At 74.8% G+C, this 19,015-nt stretch carries 18 protein-coding genes; 8 read left to right on the forward strand and 10 right to left on the reverse strand.

What is annotated here, in order from left to right; all coding sequences use genetic code 11:
• Positions 1-77: 77 nt before the first annotated feature.
• Genes ABD143_RS28615 through ABD143_RS28630 form a run of 4 tightly spaced genes read right to left on the reverse strand, consistent with a single transcriptional unit; the run spans position 78 to position 5,448 of the window.
• Positions 78-1,037 carry a phytoene/squalene synthase family protein gene (locus ABD143_RS28615; RefSeq protein WP_343984566.1) on the reverse strand — a complete coding sequence of 320 codons (960 nt, stop codon included), beginning with the start codon at positions 1,035-1,037 and terminating at the stop codon, positions 78-80.
• Positions 1,021-2,712, reverse strand: a complete 1,692-nt coding sequence (gene mptB, locus ABD143_RS28620; protein WP_343984551.1) for a polyprenol phosphomannose-dependent alpha 1,6 mannosyltransferase MptB — start codon at positions 2,710-2,712, stop codon at positions 1,021-1,023. The genes ABD143_RS28615 and mptB overlap by 17 nt, the downstream gene beginning before the upstream one ends.
• Positions 2,713-2,740: 28 nt before the next feature.
• On the reverse strand, positions 2,741-4,312 hold the full coding sequence (gene crtI / locus ABD143_RS28625) for a phytoene desaturase family protein (RefSeq protein WP_343984552.1): 1,572 nt from the start codon (positions 4,310-4,312) through the stop codon (positions 2,741-2,743).
• Complete coding sequence (locus ABD143_RS28630) at positions 4,309-5,448, reverse strand: polyprenyl synthetase family protein (protein WP_379659711.1); 1,140 nt, start codon at positions 5,446-5,448, stop codon at positions 4,309-4,311. Before ABD143_RS28630 ends, crtI begins: the two co-directional genes overlap by 4 nt.
• 124 nt (positions 5,449-5,572) lie before the next feature.
• On the opposite strand from ABD143_RS28630, the gene metF reads away from it, so the two are divergent.
• Positions 5,573-6,496 (forward strand): methylenetetrahydrofolate reductase [NAD(P)H], encoded by a 924-nt coding sequence (metF, locus tag ABD143_RS28635; protein WP_343984553.1) that lies wholly within the window; start codon positions 5,573-5,575, stop codon positions 6,494-6,496.
• Here the strand turns inward: metF and ABD143_RS28640 are convergent.
• Complete coding sequence (locus ABD143_RS28640) at positions 6,477-7,148, reverse strand: LppM family (lipo)protein (protein ID WP_343984554.1); 672 nt, start codon at positions 7,146-7,148, stop codon at positions 6,477-6,479. The two genes, metF and ABD143_RS28640, sit on opposite strands and share 20 nt — an antisense overlap.
• A gap of 92 nt (positions 7,149-7,240) precedes the next feature.
• Complete coding sequence (locus tag ABD143_RS28645; RefSeq protein WP_343984555.1) at positions 7,241-7,828, reverse strand: GNAT family N-acetyltransferase; 588 nt, start codon at positions 7,826-7,828, stop codon at positions 7,241-7,243.
• A 265-nt stretch (positions 7,829-8,093) separates the two neighbouring features.
• Here ABD143_RS28645 and ABD143_RS28650 point away from each other — a divergent pair, with 265 nt between their 5' ends.
• Complete coding sequence (locus ABD143_RS28650; protein WP_343984556.1) at positions 8,094-8,408, forward strand: hypothetical protein; 315 nt, start codon at positions 8,094-8,096, stop codon at positions 8,406-8,408.
• A 28-nt stretch (positions 8,409-8,436) separates the two neighbouring features.
• Positions 8,437-8,910 (forward strand): SAV_6107 family HEPN domain-containing protein, encoded by a 474-nt coding sequence (locus tag ABD143_RS28655; protein ID WP_343984557.1) that lies wholly within the window; start codon positions 8,437-8,439, stop codon positions 8,908-8,910.
• A gap of 116 nt (positions 8,911-9,026) precedes the next feature.
• On the opposite strand, the gene ABD143_RS28660 is transcribed toward ABD143_RS28655, so the two are convergent.
• The gene (locus tag ABD143_RS28660) at positions 9,027-9,935 is read right to left on the reverse strand and encodes a ParA family protein (protein WP_343984568.1); all 909 of its coding nucleotides are present in this window, start codon (positions 9,933-9,935) and stop codon (positions 9,027-9,029) included.
• Between the two features lie 57 nt (positions 9,936-9,992).
• Between ABD143_RS28660 and ABD143_RS28665 the strand changes: the two genes are divergently transcribed.
• Both ABD143_RS28665 and ABD143_RS28670 read left to right on the forward strand, forming a co-directional pair.
• Complete coding sequence (locus ABD143_RS28665; RefSeq protein ID WP_343984558.1) at positions 9,993-10,757, forward strand: SAM-dependent methyltransferase; 765 nt, start codon at positions 9,993-9,995, stop codon at positions 10,755-10,757.
• A 359-nt stretch (positions 10,758-11,116) separates the two neighbouring features.
• Positions 11,117-11,500 (forward strand): DUF3040 domain-containing protein, encoded by a 384-nt coding sequence (locus tag ABD143_RS28670; protein ID WP_343984559.1) that lies wholly within the window; start codon positions 11,117-11,119, stop codon positions 11,498-11,500.
• 131 nt (positions 11,501-11,631) lie between these two features.
• Here the strand turns inward: ABD143_RS28670 and ABD143_RS28675 are convergent, their stop codons facing one another.
• The 3 genes from ABD143_RS28675 to ABD143_RS28685 form a co-directional block, all read right to left on the reverse strand.
• The gene (locus ABD143_RS28675; RefSeq protein ID WP_343984560.1) at positions 11,632-13,944 is read right to left on the reverse strand and encodes a transglutaminase TgpA family protein; all 2,313 of its coding nucleotides are present in this window, start codon (positions 13,942-13,944) and stop codon (positions 11,632-11,634) included.
• A 100-nt stretch (positions 13,945-14,044) separates the two neighbouring features.
• Positions 14,045-15,307 (reverse strand): DUF58 domain-containing protein, encoded by a 1,263-nt coding sequence (locus ABD143_RS28680; protein ID WP_343984561.1) that lies wholly within the window; start codon positions 15,305-15,307, stop codon positions 14,045-14,047.
• A gap of 5 nt (positions 15,308-15,312) precedes the next feature.
• Entirely contained in the window at positions 15,313-16,287 is a 975-nt protein-coding gene (locus ABD143_RS28685) for an AAA family ATPase (RefSeq protein WP_343984569.1), read from the reverse strand.
• A gap of 519 nt (positions 16,288-16,806) precedes the next feature.
• Between ABD143_RS28685 and mraZ the strand changes: the two genes are divergently transcribed.
• From mraZ to ftsL, 3 genes are all read left to right on the forward strand, one after another.
• On the forward strand, positions 16,807-17,238 hold the full coding sequence (mraZ, locus tag ABD143_RS28690) for a division/cell wall cluster transcriptional repressor MraZ (RefSeq protein ID WP_343984562.1): 432 nt from the start codon (positions 16,807-16,809) through the stop codon (positions 17,236-17,238).
• A gap of 151 nt (positions 17,239-17,389) precedes the next feature.
• On the forward strand, positions 17,390-18,394 hold the full coding sequence (gene rsmH, locus ABD143_RS28695; protein ID WP_379659712.1) for a 16S rRNA (cytosine(1402)-N(4))-methyltransferase RsmH: 1,005 nt from the start codon (positions 17,390-17,392) through the stop codon (positions 18,392-18,394).
• A 55-nt stretch (positions 18,395-18,449) separates the two neighbouring features.
• Positions 18,450-19,015 (forward strand): cell division protein FtsL (gene ftsL, locus ABD143_RS28700; protein ID WP_343984564.1); only part of this gene is annotated, 566 nt, incomplete at its 3' end.

The following is a 19,015-nucleotide window of genomic DNA, read 5'->3' on the forward strand; positions in this document are numbered from 1 at the left end:
ACTCGCGGGACTCTCCGCGAGTCGGGGCCTGGGTGTACGCGAGTCGGGGTCTGGGTGCGCGCGAGTTGTGCTGTGCGTCAGCCGCGGGTGCGGGCCACGATGGCGCGGGCGAGGCAGGGGAGGGCCACCGCGGCGCGTCTGCGGGCCGGCACCGTCACCCTGCGGTGCAGGACGTGGTGGTCGGCCGCCTCGATCTCGTCGAGGATCCCGCGGTAGAGCGCGAAGGCGCAGCTGACGCACGCGCGGGAGGCCGGTTCGAGCATCCCGACGCCGGGAGCCGCTCGCCGGTAGATCGCCCGGGTGTGGGCCACGAGGTGCGCGAGCGCCCGCCGCACCCGCGGGTCGGGCCTGCGCGTGCGGCGGCACCACGTGAGCAGCTGGCGGTCCACGCCGAACGCGGCCAGCTCGGCGGCGGGCAGGTAGACCCGGCCCCGGTCGAGGTCTTCGCCGACGTCGCGCAGGAAGTTCGTGATCTGGAAGGCCTCGCCGAGCGCGGCGGCGGCGGGTTCGGCGTCGGCGCGGGGCACGGTGGTGCCCAGCACCGGCAACATCTGCAGCCCGATCACGGCCGCAGAGCCGTGCACGTAGACGGCCAGGTCCTCGAACGTGGCGTAGTCGGTGACGGTGGTGTCCATCCGCATGGACACCAGGAAGTCGCGGAAGTACCGCGTGTCGATGTCGTAGCGGCGCGCGGTGTCGGCGAGCGCGGCGAGCACGGGGTGACCCATGGCGCCGCCGGGGACCGCCCTGTCGAGGGCCCCGTCGAGGGCCCTGTCGAGCTCCAGGGCCAGCGCGTCGAGCCGGGCTGCCTTTTCCACGACGGGGCGGCCGTCGCCGAGGTCGTCGACGATCTCGTCGGCGTAGCGGGCGAAGCCGTACAGTGCGTGCACGGCGGGGCGGCGCTCGCGTGGCAGGAGCCGGGTCGCGAGAAAGTACGTGCGGCCGTGACGCGCGTTCAGCTCGCGGCAGGTGGTGTACGCGGCCCGCAGCGCCGGGTCGGTGATCCCGGCGGCGTCGAGCTCAGCCGGTGCCGTGATCCGCACCGGCGGAACTGGAGGCGGGTTCCGGTGCGGGCACCTGCTCGGGGGCGGGCCCGCGGTCGCGGCGGCTGCGCGCCCCCGCGGCGAGCCGGAGCGGGTCGGGCCGCAGGAGCGAGACCGCGGCGAGCGCGGCCACCACGGCGCACAGGGCCAGGTAGCCCCAGTTGTAGAGGGCGTCCTCGCCGTTGGGGTAGTAGGCGATCAGGAGCATCAGCGACGCGAACACGATGATCGCGAGGCCACGGCGCGTCCACGCCGTCATCGCGAGCAGCGCCATGCCCCAGCTCAGGTACCAGGGGAGCGTGGCGGGGGAGAGCACCGCCACGGCGAGCAGCACGATCCCGGCGCGGCGCACGGCGTCGGGCCCGCCGTCGCGCGCTGCCAGCCACTGGCGGGCGGCGATCCACAGCAGCAGCGCCCCCCCGATCACCCTCGTGACGTTGATGAACGGCTGCTTGGGCACGTTCGCGAGGATGCTGACCAGCGTGTGCGTCAGCTCGCCCACCGCCGTGGGGATCGACATCCAGTTGACGATCATCGACGGCGCGCTCAGCGCGGGCAGCCAGCCGAGGCTCACGCCCGCCGCGAGGGTGCACGCGGCGAAGACCACCGCGAAGACGCCGACGCCGGCCGCGGTGGCCTTTGCGATGCGGACGCGGCGCGAGCCCGACATCTGGGCCGCCCACACCAGGACGAGGAACGGCAGCGCAACCGCTGCGCTCGCCTTCACTGCCATCCCCATCGTGACGAGCGCGATGCCGCCCGCGTTGAACCCGCGCAACGCCACCAGCGCCCCCGCGGCGAGCAGCCCGACGACCAGCAGGTCGTTGTGGCCGCCGCCGACCATGTGGACGACCATCATGGGGTTGGCGACCGCGATCCAGAGCGCGACGGGCACCCGCCCGCCCAGCCGGCGCGTCAGCTCCGGGAGCGCCCAGACCAGGAGCAGCAGGCCCGGCAGCAGCGCCAGCCGCATCAGGATGACGCCGAGGATGATGTTCTCGCCGGTCAGCCAGGCCACCGCCTTGGCGACCAGGATGAACAGCGGCCCGTACGGGGCGGGGGTGTCCTGCCAGAAGTAGTGGACGTTGTCGGCGAAGATGCCGGGCAGGGCCTCCGGCCCCACCGCGTACGGGTCGAAGCCCGCGAGCGGCAGCCCGCCCTGCGCGAGGTAGCTGAAGATGTCCCGGGTGAAGAGTGGGGGCGCTGCGAGCATCGGCAGCATCCAGACGGCCGCCGTGGTGAGCACGCCCCGGCCGCCTACCCGGTGCGCGAGCACCTCCCGGCCCAGCCGGACCCATGCCCACGCCATGAGCGCCACGCCGGTGTAGATCAGGATGGTGGCGAGCTCGCGGCCGTGGCCGTAGCGCCAGAAGCCGAGCGCCGAGTTGGAGAGCAGAGGGTCGCGCACCAGCACGCCACCGGCGCCGAAGCCGCCGATCACGAGCATGACCGCCGCGGCGAGGCCCATCAGCAGCGGGCCGCGCGGCGGGCTGCCGAAACGCGCCCGCCACGAGCGCCGGGCGGGGGCGGGGGCAGGCGGCCTGCCGTCCGGCGCTGCCGCGACGGCGGCGGCTTCGCGGGGCGAGGGCGCGGAGTCGCGCACCGCTGCCGCTTCGCGTGGCGCCGCGTCGGGGAGCGCCGGTCCGTCGACCGGAGGTGGTGGCTTCATGACGCGATCCATGCTCGCATGTCCCGAGTCAGAGCGCGGCGGGTACCCTGCGCGCCCGCGTGGACGCGCCGGTGATCCGCTCCGCCGCGAGCCGCCCGGAGATCAGCACGGGCGGGATCCCGACGCCCGGCGTCGTGCCGCAGCCCGCCACCACGGCGTTCAACAGGCCACGCACGAGGTTGCGCGGCCGGAACGGACCGGTCTGCGCGACGGTGTGCGCGGCCGAGAACGGTGTGCCCGCCGCCATCCCCTCCGCCGCCCAGTCGGCCGGGGTGACGAGCCGGGACACCTCGACGTCGCCGAGATCACCCGTCAGGGTGCCGAGGCCGGGGTGGCCGCGGGACTCCAGCACGCCGAGCAGCTCGTCCCGATAGGCCGGGCCGACGCGGGCCCAGTCGATCGGGCCGCGGTCGAGGTTCGGGCAGGGGGCGAGCACGAAGAGCAGGTCCGACCCGGGGGGTGCCAGCGTCGGGTCGGTGGCGGTGGGGCGGGTGACCAGCAGCGACGGGTCGCTCATCAACCGTCCCTCGTCCACGATCTCGCGGAACGTCCGCCGCCATGCCGCGCCGAAGGAGATCGTGTGGTGCGCCAGTTCGGGCCGGGCTCGCGCGACGCCGGCGTGCAGCACGACCGCGCTGGGCGAATATCGCAGCGGGAAGGCGCGGCGAGGGGCGCGCCCGAGCAGGCGGTGCACGATCGGCAGGTCCGGGGTGAGCACCACCGCGTCGCACTCGAGCCGGACGGTGTCGCCCCCGTCGGCTGCCGCCGCGCCGGCCGAGGTGTGCCGCACGGCCGTGACGCGCCCGCCGCGGCGTTCGAGACCGGTGGCGGCGCGGCCGTAGTGGATCTCCGCCCCGGCGTCCGTGGCGGCGTCGGCGAGCGCCTGCCCGACCTGCCGCATTCCTCCGCGGGGGAAGAACACCCCGCCGATCGTGTCCATGTAGGCGATCACGCCGTACGCGGCGAGCGCCCGGTGCGGCGGCACCCCGGCGTAGAGCGCCTGGAAGGAGAAGATCCGCTGCAGCCGCTCGTCGGGCAGCATCCGGGCCACGCGCGGGCCGAGCCTGCCGAAGCCGCCCAGCGCGGCGAGCCGGGCGAGGTCGGGGCCGAGCAGGGCCAGCGGCGAGTCGAGGTTCGCGCCGATGAAGGAGTCGATCTCGGCGCGGTAGAGGCGGGTGAGCCAGTCGCGCATCCGGACGTAGCCCGCGGCGGCCGCGGGCCCGCACACGCTGCGCACCTCGTGCTCCATCGCCGCCGCGTCGGTGTGGACGTCCATGGTGGAGCCGTCGGCGAAGTGGGCCTGGTAGGCGGGGTCCAGCTCCACGAGGTCGAGCCGGTCGGCGGCCTTCTCCCCGACGGCGGCGAACGCCTCGTCGAGCAGGTCGGGCATCGTCAGCACGGTCGGCCCGGTGTCCACGCGGTACGTGCCGCGCTCGGTGTCGAGATCGAGGCGCCCGGCCCGCCCGCCCGGGTACGCGTCACGTTCGAGCAGCGTGACGCGACGCCCGGTGCCGAGCAGGTGCAGTGCCGCAGAGAGCCCGGCGAGTCCGGCGCCGACCACGACCACATGGTCGGTGCGGCCTGGGACCGTTCGGGTCAACTCCTCCTCCGCGTCGCCGCGATCGCCAGCTCCGCGAGCTGGGACCCGGCGGGCTCCGCGATGTCGGCGGCCGATAGCGCGTCCAGCGCCGAGCCGGTGAGCGCGGCGATCCGCTGCTCCACCGCCTGCACCGCGCCCAGGTCGGTCAGCAGGTCCCGCACCCGGTCGACGCCGGCGGCGTCGAGGTCCGGGTTGCCGATGGCTGCGTCGATCTCGTCCCGCGCCGACGCGCGCCCACGTTCCTCGGCCCGCTCGACCGCGATGGCGAGCAGCAGCGTGCGCTTCCCCTCGCGCAGGTCGTCACCTGCCGGCTTGCCGGTGATCTTCGGGTCCCCGAAGACGCCGAGCAGGTCGTCGCGCAGCTGGAACGCGACGCCGATGTCGGCGCCGAAGCGGCGGTAGGCCGCCACGAGCTCAGGGTGGGCGTCCGCGATCGCCGCGCCGACGTGCAGCGGCCGCTCCACGGTGTAGGCGGCGGTCTTGTAGCGGTCGATCTGAAGGGCCGCCCTGGTCGAGGTGTCGCCGGTCGCCTGGGTGAGGACGTCGAGGTACTGCCCGCCGAGCATCTCCGTGCGCATGGCCCGCCACGGACCCGCGACCCGGCGCACCGCGGCGGGCGGGAGCCCGGCGGCGTGCAGCATGTCGTCGGCCCAGGCCAGCGCGAGGTCGCCGAGCAGGATGGCGGAGGCGGCGCCGAACCGCGCGGGCATGCCCCGCCACCCGGCGCCGGCGTGCATGCGGGCGAAATCGACGTGCACCGTCGGGCGGCCGCGGCGGGTGGCGGAGGCGTCCATGAGGTCGTCGTGGATGAGCGCGCAGGCCTGCACGAGCTCGAGCGCGCTGATCGCGCGCATCACCGCCACCGCCTCCGGTGAGCCGACCTCGCCGCCGGCGCCGCGCCATCCCCACCACGCGAACGTCGGGCGGATCCGCTTGCCGCCGGTCAGCACGAACGCCACCAGCGCGTCCGTGGCGTCGGCGAACGCGGGATCGATCGCGGCCGCGTCCGCGGTGCGGGCCCGTAGGAACGAGGCCAGTGCGGCCTCGATCGCCGGGCCGAGGCGGGTGTCGTCCGCCCGGCCCCCGGCCTCGGACGGGTCGGGGGCGGCATGGACCGCGCCGGCCCGGGTCACGATGGGCTCCCGGCGACCGGACGGATGGGCGGGGAAGCAGTTGAGCGCGCCACGGGGCGAGGGTAACCGCGCTCGTGGAGTCCGGCGCGCTGACCAGCTTCCGGGCCGACGCCCGTACGCTGCACCCGTGAAGGTCACCCAGCGCATCAGCGGCGACCGGCCCGTCTTCTCCGTGGAGTTCTTCCCGCCGAAGGACTCGGCGGGCGAGGCGGAGCTGTGGCGCGCCATCCGGCGGCTGGAGCCTCTCGACCCCGCGTTCGTGTCCGTGACCTACGGCGCGGGCGGTTCCAGTCGGGACCGGACGATCCGCACCACGGCCCGGATCGCCACCGACACCACCCTCGTCCCGATGGCGCACCTGACCGCCGTGTCGCACTCGGTGGCCGAGCTGAGGCAGGTGATCGGGGCCTACGCCGCGGCGGGCATCCCGAACGTGCTCGCCGTGCGTGGCGACCCTCCCGGCGACCCGCTCGGCGAGTGGGTCGCCCACCCCGAGGGCCTCACCTACGCCGACGAGCTGGTGCGGCTGGTGCGCAGGCTGGGCGACTTCTGCGTGGGCGTCGCGGCCTTCCCGTACGGCCACCCCCGCTCGTCCGACCTCGACACCGACCTGGAGCGGCTCGTCGCCAAGTGCCGCGCGGGCGCCGACTTCGCGATCAGCCAGCTCTTCCTGGAGCCGGAGGGCTTCCTGCGGCTCCGCGACCGCATGGCCGCCGTGGGCTGCGACGTGCCGCTGCTGCCGGGCATCATGCCGCTCACCACCGTGCGCACCCTGCGGCGCGGGCCGGAGCTGTCGGGCGCCCCATTGCCCCCGGCGCTCCTGGAGCGGCTGGAGCCCTACGCCGACGACCCCGCGGCGTTCCGCGCCGCGGGGATGGAGGCCACCGCCGAGATGTGCGCCCGGCTGCTTGAGGAGGGCGTGCGCGGGCTGCACTTCTACACGCTCAACCGGTCCACGGCCACCGTGGAGCTGGTGCGGAAACTGGGGCTGGGGGCGCGCCGCGCGGTCACGGCGGGCGCGCCGGGCGCCGTCAGCGGGACGGCGGGCTGACCGGAGGATTGCGGGTCCGGCGGGCCAGCAGCACCACGGCCGCCGCCGCGGCGGCCACCAGCACGCCCAGGCCGAGAGTCCAGTTCACGACCGACGGCGCGTTGGGGTCGGTGTAGGCCACCACGGCGTTCATGTCGCCGACCTCTCCAGGGGTGAACGTCCAGCTCACCTCACTGGAGTCGGCCTCGCCGTTGGAGTCCAGCACGGTCCCGGGGAAGCCGATCTTGAACTGGAAGTCGGCCCGGTCCACCGACACCGTGGTGAGGTCGACGGCACCGGTCAGGTGCACTCGGTTCCCGGCCCGGAGCAGGTCGAGCCGCACGGCGCTGCCCGCCGGCCCCGCCGCTTCGGTCAGCTGCCCCACCTCCGCGAAGGTCAGGCCGGAGAAGCGCAGCACCGAGCCCGCGTAGCCGTCCTGCCGGTACCTCGAGACGTCCACGTCGGACTCCAGGTCCGGCGGGACCGTGATCGCCGGGCCGCGGTCGTCCGGACCCTGCTCGGGGGTCGCGATGATGATCTCGCCGGTGACGGTGTCGTCGGGCTGTACGGCGAGCGCCGCGCGCACCCGGGCGCACCCGCTCAGGGCAACGGTGGCCACCAGCAGGACGAGCAGCAACGGGAGGACCCGGCGGCGGGCGGCGGTCGTCGGCACCCGGACATCGTGCCAGGAGCCGGACGGAGCGCCCGGCAGCCCACTCCGCGTTGGGATTGTTGATCCCGACGTTCGGGTGGCGCCGGCGGGCGTCAGTGCACGAGGGAGGAGGGTGGGTCCAGGGGGAGGCTGCGGCCCAGCACGGCGAACGGGCGCGCATCGCCGGTGAAGCGGTGGTCGCGCAAGACGTCCTGGAAGCCCATGCGCCGGTAGAGCCGCCAGGCCCGCCCCGGGGGGTTCGGCCCGTACTCCGGGGTGGAGAGCAGCACGCGCGAGTTCGGGGCGCCGTGCAGCAGGGCCCGCAGCATCGCCTCGCCGAGCCCGTGGCCCTGGACGTCGGGCCGCACGTGCAGCTCGGTGAGCTCGAAGTAGTCGTGCAGCCACCGCTGCGCCTCGGGGGTGGCGGTGGCGAGCCCGCGCCGGACCTCCTCGTACCACCACTGCGAGGGCCCGCCCGAGTATCCGTAGGCGATGCCGACGAGCACGCCGGTGGTGTCGAGCCACCCGACGGCTCGCCAGCCCTGCCTACGGACGTGCTCCAGCCACAGCGTGCGGCGGTAACGGGCGGTGCTCACCGGGTAACCCATGGCCGTGACGTAGACGTGCAGCGCCTCCGTCAGGCGGTCGGCGAGATCGCCCGCGCCCAACTGGACGAGCTGGCGCGCAGGGGCCCTGGTCACCCCTCCATCACACCACGGCGAGGCCCCCGAGTCCCGTCCCGGTGGCCCCGGACTTGACGTTCCGCCGCCCACACGCTCTACTGGACATCGATCGAACATCCGTTCGATCACGACGCCCGGTGGGTGGGGCGGGGGAAGCGCCCCGCCACCGGGTGCGGGCGGGTCGGTGCGGGCGGGAGGAGCGTGGGCACGTGCGCATGCTGGCGAGCTCACCATCAGGCGCTGCGGCGCCACGGGTGCGGCCGGGCGAGCTCGGAGTCGCCGGATGAGTCCATTCAACCTGTTCGGGCCTCGCCAGCCCACGCCCGTCCACGTGCGGTGGCAGGACGGCGAGCCGGTCGAGTTCCAGCGCAGGCCGGTGCGGCGAGGGGCGCGCTTCCTCGTCACCGACGTGCGGGAGCGGTGGATAGAGGAGTCGCCGTGGCCGTTCCCGTCGCCGATGCCGGTGGGGGGCGACCGGCTGCGGTGCTGGCGGGTGGTGGCGCGCTCGGCGGGGGAGCCGGAGGCGCCCGCCCTGGAGTTCGTGCTGCGGATGCGCGCCGGGCCTGGAGTGTGGGACCTCGTGCGGGTGCCGGAATGAGGGGGAGAAGCGAGAGGAGGCGAGAACGATGACCACGATCACCACTGCGCGCGTGCCGAGCCCGCGCTCGCCACTGCGGACGGCTGCGGACCGCGTTGTCCCGGTGGGGCCGGCCGGCAGGGCACCTGCCCCCACCGCACGCTCGGCGCTGAGCCTGCTGCGGCAGGCCACGGAAGGGCTCGCCGAGGCCCACCGCCAGCCCGACCCGTTGCTGCGCTACCCGGCGGCGTACCTTGCGGCGCTGCGAGCGGGCGCCGCCGTGCTCGCGGTCCGCGCGCGGCCGCAGCCGAAGCGCGGGGCGAGCCGCAACGTCTGGCAGTTGCTCTCCGAGGTCGCGCCCGAGTTCGGCGAGTGGGCGGTGTTCTTCGCCTCCTGCTCCGACACGAGGGCGGCAGCGGAGGCGGGCATCGCCCGGCTGGTCGGGCAGCGGGAGGCCGACGACCTCCTGCGCCAGGCCGAGCAGTTCGTCGGCCTGGTTGCCGCGTCGATCCCCCTGCGCTGACGGCCTCTGGTCGGCGTCGTCCAGGGCGCTACGGCGTGGCAAGGAGCGCCCTGAACAACTCGGCCCTACTGCGCGACGCCCGCTACGGGCGGAGTTGTTCAGGCGACCAAGGATCCCTAGCGCGTGGCCGGTGGGGCCATGGCCTCCGGGGCGTCGGGCAGGCCGGCATCGCGGCGTGAGCGGTCGGAGCGCAGCACGCGGCCGAGCAGGAGCGTGAACACCGCCGACGCCTCCCGGGCGCCCGGGGTGTCCCAGCGCTGGATGGGCAGGCACGCGCCCTGCGCCTGCTGGATGGCCGAGCGGTCCGGCAGCACCCCGCTGAGCACCAGAGGGCCGAACAGCTCCCGCAGCTCGGCGATCCGGAACTCGTGCTCGCTGTTGCGTGGCCGCACCCGGTTGATGAGGAGGCCCAGCGGCTGGAGGTCGGGGTTGCCGCGCTGGCGTTCGGTCTGCACCGCGTCGAAGGCGCGCTGCACGCCCGACACGGCGAACATCGTCGGGTCGGTCACCAGCACGGCCCGGTGTGCAGCGGCCAGCGCGCTGCGGGTGAGCTGCCCGAGCGAGGGCGGGCAGTCGATGATCACCAGCCGGTAGGGCTCGCGCCAGTAGCCGCTGGGGCCTGGCTCGTCGTCGGAGTCGTCGTCGTACTGGCCCGGCCGGACGAGCTGGCCGTCCGGCGCCGCGAGCCGCTGCAGCGCCCGGGATAGCCGATTGAGCTGCTTCGCGGTGGGGTCCGGGTGGTTGTTGCGCTCGTTCTGCTCGGATCCCACCAGCACGTCGAGCCCCTCGCCCCACCCGCTCGTGGTGATCGCGCGCTCCAGCACCGAGCGGCGCGGGTCGTCGAGCACGTCGGCGATGGTGGCCGTGGTGGGGCCCGTGTCGAGAGCGATGGTGGCGTTCGCCTGCGGGTCGAGGTCCACCACGAGCGTGCGCACGCCGTGCTGGAGCGCCGCACCCGCGAGCCCGAGAGCGACGGTGGTCTTCCCCACCCCGCCCTTGAGACTCAACGTGGCGACGACCTGCACGGCGATCAACCTACCCCTCCCCGGTCGGCACTAGTCTGCGGCTGTGAGGCTGGCATGGTGAGTGGCGCGACGGCAGAGGTGACCGGTACGGCCGGCGGCGGTGTGGTGCACCGCGCGCTGGCGGCCGAGGTCACCCGCGTCCGTGGGCTGCAGCCCGGCAGGCCGCCGCGCGTGCTCGACGTAGGTGGTGGGAGCGGCGCGTGGGCGGTGCCGCTCGCCCGGCTCGGGTGCGAGGTCACCGTGGTGGACAACAGCCCCAACGCCCTCGCCGCGCTCCACCGGCGGGCGCACGACGCCGGGGTGCACCACCTGGTCACGCCCGTGCAGGGCGACGTCGACGCGCTCGGGGAGGTCGCGCCGGAGCGCGGCGCGGACCTGGTGCTCGGGCACGGTCTCCTCGAGGTCGTCGACGACGCCGGTGCCGCGGTGGCCGCGCTCACCGCCGCGGCCGCGAAGGGCGGGGCGGTCTCGGTGCTCGTTGCGGGCCGGTACGCCGCGGTGCTCGCCCGTGCGCTCGCCGGGCGGCTCGCCGAAGCACGGGCGGTCCTGACCGATCCCGACGGCCGGTTCGGCGCCGACGACGCGCTGCGTAGGCGGATCGACGCGGCCGCGCTGCGCGAGATGCTGGAGGCGAACGGAGCGCTGCGCGTCGAGTTGCTCCAGGGCGACGGCGTGCTCGACGGGTGGGTCCCTGGCGCGGTGCGGGACGGCAGTCCCGCGGCAGCGCGGGCGGTGGCCGAACTGGAGGGCCTCGCGGCCGGCGCGACGCCGCTGCTCGACGTCTCCGCGCGGCTGCACGCGCTCGCCCGACGCCCCGGTTGATCTCCGGCCGGGCTTCCCGGACGTTCACTTGACCATCACCCATCTGCCGCCGATTTCACCCTGCTGGTCCAACCGGGTGTGAGGGAATCGGCACCGCGGGTGCTCAGAGGCCTGGGAGATCGTCGGCGGACGGCCGCACCGCTGCTCCACCCCCGGCCGGGTGACCTCCTGCGGGCCTCGGACACCCTGTGCGATCACCGTTCGGCGGAGATCGACCCATCCGCTTGACGAGTCCGGGTAGTCGCCGGGCGCTCGGACTCGTATCCTCTGCTCTAGACGCCCAGCCTGGGCGCTCGTCGCGTCGTTCCGGCACCATGGAAGATGACCCGACAGGATGAGCCAGTGCCGGAGGTGAAGCCGTGCCCCTCTCCGAGCACGAGCAGCGGCTGCTCGAACAGATCGAGCGCGCGCTCTACGCCGAGGATCCCAAGTTCGCGTCGACCGTCCGAGGCGGACGGTTGCGTAAGCCCACCCGTCGTCGTCGGCTCCAGGGCGTCGCCCTGTTCGTCGTCGGCCTGGTCCTGCTCGTCGTCGGTGTCGCCGTACCCCAGCTCTGGCTGGCGTCCAGCTTCCCGGTGCTGAGCGTCGTCGGGTTCCTCATGATGCTCGGGGGGGCCGTACTCGCCGTCACCTCGGTCGGAGCCGGCGCCCAGGCCGCCCAGCCCAAGGGTGCCGAACCGGACAAGAACCGGTTCACCGGGCGGATGGAAGAGCGCTTCCGCCGCCGCTTCGAGCAGGAGTGACCCGACCGGTGTCACGCCGGGCGGCACCACCGTCCCGGTCCGCACGGTTCGATGTCAGTCACTTATGAGCGGTCACCCTTGAGCTCGTAACCCAATAGTGCAGTCCCGCTCAACAGCGCAACCGCCGCTCCTCAGCTCCGGGGGGCGGCGGTTTCGCGTTCCGGCTCCGGCACCCTGCTGCTGCCCTGCTTGCTGTCGCCGCGGCGGCGCAGCCGGTGCAGCACCGACGGGGGCAGCAGCCGGCCCCGCAGCCGCAGAGGGCTGCCCGTCGCGATCCCGGCGGCCACGGCGCGCACCGGCTCGTCCAGCTCGCCCGGCGCCGGATGCGTGCCGCCGTACCAGCTCCCCTCGACCGCCCCGACGACCTCGCGCAGCGCCTGCTGTGCGTCGGGCTCCAACCGGTGCTCCCGCACGAGGCGCCGCGCGGTGGCCCGCACGGTGTCGCTCGGCGGGGGCTCGACGCCACGGTCGGTGGACTCGGCGAGCAGCTCGGCCCAGCCGGCGCCGGCGGCGTCTGGACCGCCGGCGGCCGTGGCCGCGAAGCGCCGCCGCCGGTCCAGCACCCGCAGCCCGGCAGGCACGGCCCCGATCGCGATCACCAGCAGGAGTACGAGCACCGGCCAGAGCAGCGACGGCAGGCCGCTGCTCTGCGGGACCGCCGGGCTCACCGCGTCGGGTGGCTGCTGCTCGGGGGCGGTGGGCGGGGGCGGCGGCTCCTGGCCGGGCACGTCCTCCGGGGCGATGGCGTCCTCGGTGGGCCCGGCCTGCCCGTTGGGCCCCTGGGACCGGGCCTCCTGGACGTACGGCGGGTCGATCGAGCGGCCGTCGGTGAGTGGAGTGGGGTCGAACGCCGTCCAGCCGATGCCGGGGAACCATGCCTCGACCCAGGCGTGCGCGTCGGACGTGCTGATCGAGCGGTACGCGCCCGCGTCGACGCCCGCGGTGAACCCGACGGCGACCCGGGCCGGTACGCCGACCGTCCGCAGCATCACCGCCATCGCCGAGGCGAACTGCTCGCAATACCCGACGCGCCCGACCGTCAGGAACTCGACGAGCGCATCGTCGCCCGCGCCCGGCGCGGTCTGGAGGCTGTAGGTGAACGGGCTGCCCGGCGCGGTGAAGTAGTCCTGGAGGGCGATTGCGCGGTCGAAGTTGTTGGTGGCGCCCGCGACCGCCTGCTGGGCGATCTCCCCGACGCGCGGGTCGACGCCGGTGGTGTCGAGGTACTCCAGGCCGACGCCGTCGTTGCCCTGGGCCGCGCGCAGTTGCGCGACGGTCGGCACGGGCAGGAGTGCATGCTCCTCCCAGCTGTCCTCCTGCCGGGGGCGCCCGGTGTAGCCGGTGCCGGTGCTCTGGTCGTAGAGCCACTGCTCCGCGGGCAGGCCGGTCACGCCGATCGGCTCGCCGTAAAGAGGAAGCCAGTAGTCGCGGAAGGCGACGTTCTCGATCTGCAGGTCCACGACGTCGCCGGGGACGTTCGGCTGCGGCTGCACCGGCCCCGGCATCGGCACGCCCGGTGCGGGGCGGGTGGCCTGCCACCCGGCGTCGGGCACGTACTGGCGCAGCGTGAGCGCGCGCAGGTAGGTCGGCCGGCTCAGCCCGCGCACCCGGAACAGCTCGACGGGGGTGGCCTGGTCGAGCTGGCCGCGCAGCGACGCGAACGGGCTGAGGCCGATGGAGCCGCCCGAGGCGCCCGCCCCCGAGCCGCCCTCGAACCGCCCGGCCGTGCCGACGAAGGTCGCGCCGGCGCCGAGGACGAGGGCAAGCGCGACGGCGCCCGCCACGAGCGCACCACCGCCGGTGAGCTGGCGCCGGATCCCGGTGGGCGTCACGAGCAGGAGCCCGAAACCTGCCGCCGCCCCCACCATCGACCACCACGGCAGCAGGTTGTCGGCGAGCGCGGCCGGCACGGCGAAGACGGCGAGGAGGGGCACTCCCGCCGCTGCGGGTGCCTCGGCGGCGACCGCCGCGAGGTGCACCGCGACCGTGAGCAGCCCGAACGCCACCGTGACCAGGAAGAGGATCTCGGGGGTGGCCGGCACGGGCGCGGTGCCGGTGTCGATCTGCTGGCCCGCACCCGAGACGAGCCGCCCGAACTCCTGCAGCACCGCGGGGCCCGGCAGGAACCCGAGCACGCCGTCGCCGGTGAAGAGCACCGTGAACAGCACGAGCATGGCGAGGCACTGCCCGGCGGCGACGACCACCGTGCCGAACCGATGTAGCAGCACCCCCAGCCCGACGACGACCGCGACCACGAGCACGGCGTAGCCGAACCAGCCGCTGCCCTGCACGACCGCGGAGACGGGCCCGCCGGCGAGCAGCACCGCCGCACCCGAGGTGAGCGAGGCGACCCACGGCACGGCCTGTCCGGGGGGCCGGCGTGGGATGGGCGGCGGAGCCTGCGGCGGGCGCCCGGCCCGGGGAACCTGCACGGTCGCGCTCATCGCACTCCCTCGCTGCGCTCGGTCGGCGCTGCGCGCGGGCGCTGTGCCGATGATTCGCTCGCAGGCTCGCTCACTCGCACACGCATGCGTTCGGTCGTCATCACGGCGCCCCCCTTGTCCCGCCGGACGCCGCGCCCGCGACCAGGTCGTCCCAGGCTCGGGCCGGCGTGGAGGCGGCAGTCGCCACGGTGACGTGCCAGCCCGCGCGGCGCAGGGCGGCCGCGTTGCCGGCCGCCCCGCTATCGCCACGGGCGGGGTCCCACGTGCTGGTGTCGAGCAGCACCGCGTGCCCGCCGCCGGTGCGCCGGGCGAGCAGCGCCTCCACCTGGCCGGGCGCGAGCGCGCCGAGGATCGCGAGGACGTCGGTGCCGGAGCTCAGCTCGGGACCGGCGAGGTCGGTGCGGGCGGACGGGCGCAGGGCTGCCAGCGCGTCGAGCAGCGGCTCCTGGCCGCCCGTGCCGGGGGCGGTCAGCTCGACGCCGTCCTCGGTGAGGAGGGAGAGCGGCTCACCGCGCGCGAGGAGGTGGACGCAGGCGCTGGCCGCGAGGGTCACCGCGAACTCGAGGCTGGAGTCGGCGCCGCGGCCCCGGTGAGCGGCGTCGCGGCGGTCGAGCAGCACGGTGATGCCACCGCGCCACGGGCGCTCCTCCAGCCGAACCATCAGCTCGTCGTAGCGGGCGGTGCTGCGCCAGTGCACGCGGCGAATCTCGTCGCCCACCCGGTACGGGCGGATCAGGACGTCGGAGGCGCCCTGACCCTGGTGGGCGAGCGCGGCGCCGGGGGTGCCCTCGCCCGCGCCGATGGCCGGGGGGAGCCCACGCAGCGCCACCACCCGCGGCAGCACGACGAGCCGCCCGGCGGGGGCCAGCTCCCGCTCGAACTCGGCGAGCCCGAGCGGATCGCTCATCGTGCCGGTGAGCGGCCCGACGCGATGGACGCCGCGCAGCACCGGATGCAGGGGATAGGTGAGGGTGGCGCCGCCTCGGCTCGAGAGCCGGTGCACCGTGAACCGCGGCGGGGCGTCGGGGTGCGGGCCTGCGGCGTCCGGGGCGGTGTCGGTGAGTCGGAGCGCCCCGAGTAGCCGCCGGCCCTGCAGGTGCAGGACGACGGACACGGCCGAGCCGACCGGCAGCCGGGGCGGGCGCAGCTCACGCTCGACGCGCACGGTGCGCCGGGTGCGCGCCGCGAGGAGCAGCGCCAGCACGGGCAGCAGGGCGACGAACGCGCCGACGCGCAGGAGGTCGCGCTCGTCGAGGGCCACCGCGCAGACCGCGGTGGCGATGCCCCCGGCGAGTAGGCAGCGCCCGCGGGTCGTGAGGCCGGAGAAGCGGCCGCCTCCGTCGGGCACCGGGGAGTCCGGCACAGGGTTCAGGCGCCGGGCCGGGGCGGGGCCGGCACCGGGTGGCGGGCGAGGAGGCTGCGGACGATGTCGACGGCGGAGCGGCGGGAGGCGAGCGCATCGGGGCTGAGCAGGAGCCGGTGGGCCAGCACCGGCACGGCGACGGCCTGCACGTCGTCCGGCACGACGAAGGCGCGGCCGGCGAGAGCGGCCTGCGCCCTGGCCGCGCGCACGAGCTGCAGGGTGGCGCGGGGGGAGGCGCCGAGGCGCAGGTCGGGGATGCGACGCGTGGTGGCCACCAGCTCGACGCAGTACTGCCGAACCTCGGGCCCGACGTGCACGCGGCGTACGGCCTCGACCACGGCACGCACGAGCCGCGCGTCGGTGACCGGGCGGAGCTGTTCGAGCGGGTCGGCGGCGGCGTGCTCGTCGACCATCGCCAGTTCGGCCGCGAGGTCGGGGTAGCCGACGCTGACGCGCGCGGTGAAGCGGTCGCGCTGGGCCTCGGGCAGGGGGTAGGTGCCGTCCATCTCAACGGGGTTCTGCGTGGCCACCACCATGAAAGGGCTGGCGAGGGCGTAGGTGGCGCCGTCGACGGTGACCTGGTGCTCGGCCATGCACTCCAGCAGCGCCGACTGCGTCTTGGGGGAGGCGCGGTTGATCTCGTCGGCGATCACGATGTTGGCGAACACCGGGCCGGGGCGGAACTCGAACTCGGTGGTCTGCCGGTTGTAGATCGACATTCCGGTGATGTCGCCGGGCAACAGGTCGGGGGTGAACTGCACGCGGCTGACCGAGCTGTCGATCGAGCGGGCGAGTGCCTTCGCGAGAGAGGTCTTGCCGACGCCCGGCACGTCCTCGACGAGCAGGTGGCCCTCGGCGAGCAGGGTGACCAGCGCGACGCGCACCACCTCGGGCTTGCCGACGATCACCCGCTGCACGTTGGCTGCGACGCGGCCGCACAGTTCGGCCACCTCGGCGAGGCCGGCCGCCTCACCGTCCACTCCGGCGCGGCTGCTCGTGGCTGTCACGACCCCTCCTCGCTGACGCTCGTGACTGTCCTGACCGACCGTGCTGTGGCTGCGGGTGACCTCGCAGGCTCGGCCACCGGACCTCCTCGCAGTCGTCAGTCGTCCCGTCGGGGCGGGACGCGCCGCTCAGTGTGTCAAACGCGAGGGGGGATCTTCCCCCGATGGGGTGCCTTTCTGCATCCCCTGCGTCCCCCACTCTGCCCCACCGCCGCCGCGACCGGGATCGGATCCAACCGTTCGGCGGCCTCTCCAAGCGCGTTCGGACGTGCTGAGAGGGCCACACGTCCCATGATCGTCACACTCTGTGATCGAAATCGGCGCGCGGGGGGTCGCGCAAGCGGGTGGTCCCCCACCTTTACCCACCCCATCTGACCTGCGGTTTCGGCAAGCAAGCTGGGAGTACGCCAGGGCCGTAACGGTTGACGGTGGGGCGAAGTGGGGTAATGTGGTTACCGCTGGGGCACAACGGGCCGCAGGTGGAGGTGAGGGCCGGTGTTCCTCGGCACCTACACCCCGAAACTGGACGACAAGGGGCGGCTCACGCTGCCCGCAAAATTCCGGGACGAGCTGCGAGGCGGGCTGATGATCACGAAGGGGCAGGACCACTGCCTGTACGTGTTTACCCGTGACGCGTTCGCAGAGCTCGCGAGCAAGGTCGCGTCCGCACCGCTGACGAGCGAGTCCGCCCGGGTCTTCCAGCGCAACCTCTTCTCCGGCACCGACGAGCAGAACCCGGACGGTCAAGGCCGCATCGCGATCACCCCCGAGCTGCGCCGCTACGCCGGGCTCAGCAAGGACTGCGTCGTGATCGGCGCGTTCACGCGCGCCGAGATCTGGGACGCAGAAGCGTGGCAGCGCTACCAGGATCAGCATGAGGACACCTACGCGAAGGCCCAGGAGGAGGTGCTCCCCGGGCTGATCTGAGCACGACGCAAGGCGGGGGGACACCCGGCGGTGCCTCCACCCGGTAGCCCTGGCGCACCTTCCCCGGTGCCAGGTCTGCCGGGTGGAGGCATCGCCGGCGGCCCGGCTGGGAGCCCGGGCGACGGGCCGTGAATCGGCGGCGTGGATCGCGATGCGGGCCAGGAGGTGTGACGTGGGGCAACGCGAGGGCGGGAACGAGTCGGCTGGGGCCCGGCACGTGCCCGTGGCCCTGCCCCGGGTCGCCGAGCTGCTCGAGCCCGCGCTCGCCGACCGGCCCGCCGTTCTCGTCGACGCGACCCTCGGTCTCGGCGGCCACGCCGCGGCGCTGCTGGCGGCACACCCGCAGCTGACGCTCGTCGGCCTGGACCGCGACCCCGAGGCGCTCGCGATCGCCGGGCGCAGGCTCGCGGCGCACAGCGACCGGATCCACCTCGTGCACGCCGTGTACGACCAGATCGCCGACGTCCTGGGGGAACTGGGGCTTCCCCGGGTCGACGGCGTGTTGTTCGACCTCGGTGTGTCGTCGTTGCAGCTCGACGCCGACGAGCGCGGCTTCTCCTACTCCCGCGACGCCGACCTCGACATGCGGATGGATCCGACGACCGGCCCGACGGCCGCGGACGTCCTCAACTCCTACCCGGTGCCCGAGCTGGCGCGGATCCTGCGCGAATACGGCGAGGAGCGGTTCGCCGGCCGGATCGCCTCGGCGGTTGCGAGACGCCGGGCGACGGCCCCGCTGCGGCGCAGCGGCGAGCTCGTCGAGCTGCTGTACGACGCGGTGCCTGCGGCGTCGCGGCGCACGGGCGGCCACCCGGCCAAGCGGACGTTCCAGGCGCTGCGGATCGAGGTCAACGGCGAGCTCGACGCGCTGCGGGCCGCGCTGCCCGCCGCCGTGGACTCGCTGGCCGTCGGCGGCCGGATCGTCGTGCTCGCCTACCAGTCGCTCGAGGACCGCATGGTCAAGCGGGAACTGGCCGCGCGGTCGACGTCGAGGTCGCCTGCGGAGCTGCCGGTCGAGCTGCCCGGATACGGGCCGGAGCTTCGCCTGCTCACCCGGGGTGCCGAGCAGGCGAGTGAGGACGAGATCAGCGAAAACCCGCGGGCCGCCCCGGTGCGCCTGCGGGCCGCAGAACGAATCCGGGAGGTGGCGGCGTGACGGAGTTTGTGGGGACCGACGTGAGCACGCGGCCGCGATCGAGGGGGGTGGCATCGTGAGTGCACCGGTGACGGAGCGGGGGCGGGCCACCACGCGCACGGCGAGCATTCCGGCCCAGCGTGGTGAGCCGGGCGACCGGCAGCAGGGCCGTGCCGCGCTGCCGGGTGAGCAGAAGGCGGGGCAGCGGTCGGCGCGGCGGGCGTATGCGCGCCGGGACGACCGGCTCCGGCGGCTGGTCGGCGGGCGCCCCGTGCGCACGTCGGCACCGACCGGGCGGGCGCAGTTCGTGCTCCTGATAATGGCGCTGCTGGCGGTCGGGCTCGTGGCCACGCTGTGGTTCTCGACGGCGGCCGCGGCCGACTCCTACCGGCTGCAGGACGCCAGGGCCGAGGCCCGCGCGCTGAGCCAGCAGGCCGAGCGCCTGCGCCGCGAGGTCGCGGTGGCGGAGTCGGCCCCCGAGCTCGCGAGGCGGGCCGCCGGCCTGGGCATGGTGCCGGTGCAGGACCCCGCGCGGATCGTCGTCGTGCCGGACGGCGGGGTCAGCGTGGTCGGTGAGCCGCGGGCGGCCGTCCCGCCGGCGCGGCCGCAGGCCCCGGCGGCCCCGGCGCCCGCTCCGGCTCC

Origin of the sequence: Pseudonocardia aurantiaca (assembly GCF_039526725.1) — a bacterium.
In the GTDB taxonomy this organism is placed as follows: Bacteria; Actinomycetota; Actinomycetes; order Mycobacteriales; family Pseudonocardiaceae; genus Pseudonocardia; species Pseudonocardia aurantiaca.

Excerpts from the sequence above, each read along its gene's own strand:
- rsmH (WP_379659712.1), top strand. The coding sequence starts at position 17,390 with ATGCGGGCCAGGAGGTGTGACGTGGGGCAACGCGAGGGCGGGAACGAG.
- mptB (WP_343984551.1), bottom strand. The coding sequence starts at position 2,712 with ATGAAGCCACCACCTCCGGTCGACGGACCGGCGCTCCCCGACGCGGCG.
- ABD143_RS28655 (WP_343984557.1), top strand. The coding sequence starts at position 8,437 with ATGACCACGATCACCACTGCGCGCGTGCCGAGCCCGCGCTCGCCACTG.
- ABD143_RS28675 (WP_343984560.1), bottom strand. The coding sequence starts at position 13,944 with ATGAGCGCGACCGTGCAGGTTCCCCGGGCCGGGCGCCCGCCGCAGGCT.
- ABD143_RS28650 (WP_343984556.1), top strand. The coding sequence starts at position 8,094 with ATGAGTCCATTCAACCTGTTCGGGCCTCGCCAGCCCACGCCCGTCCAC.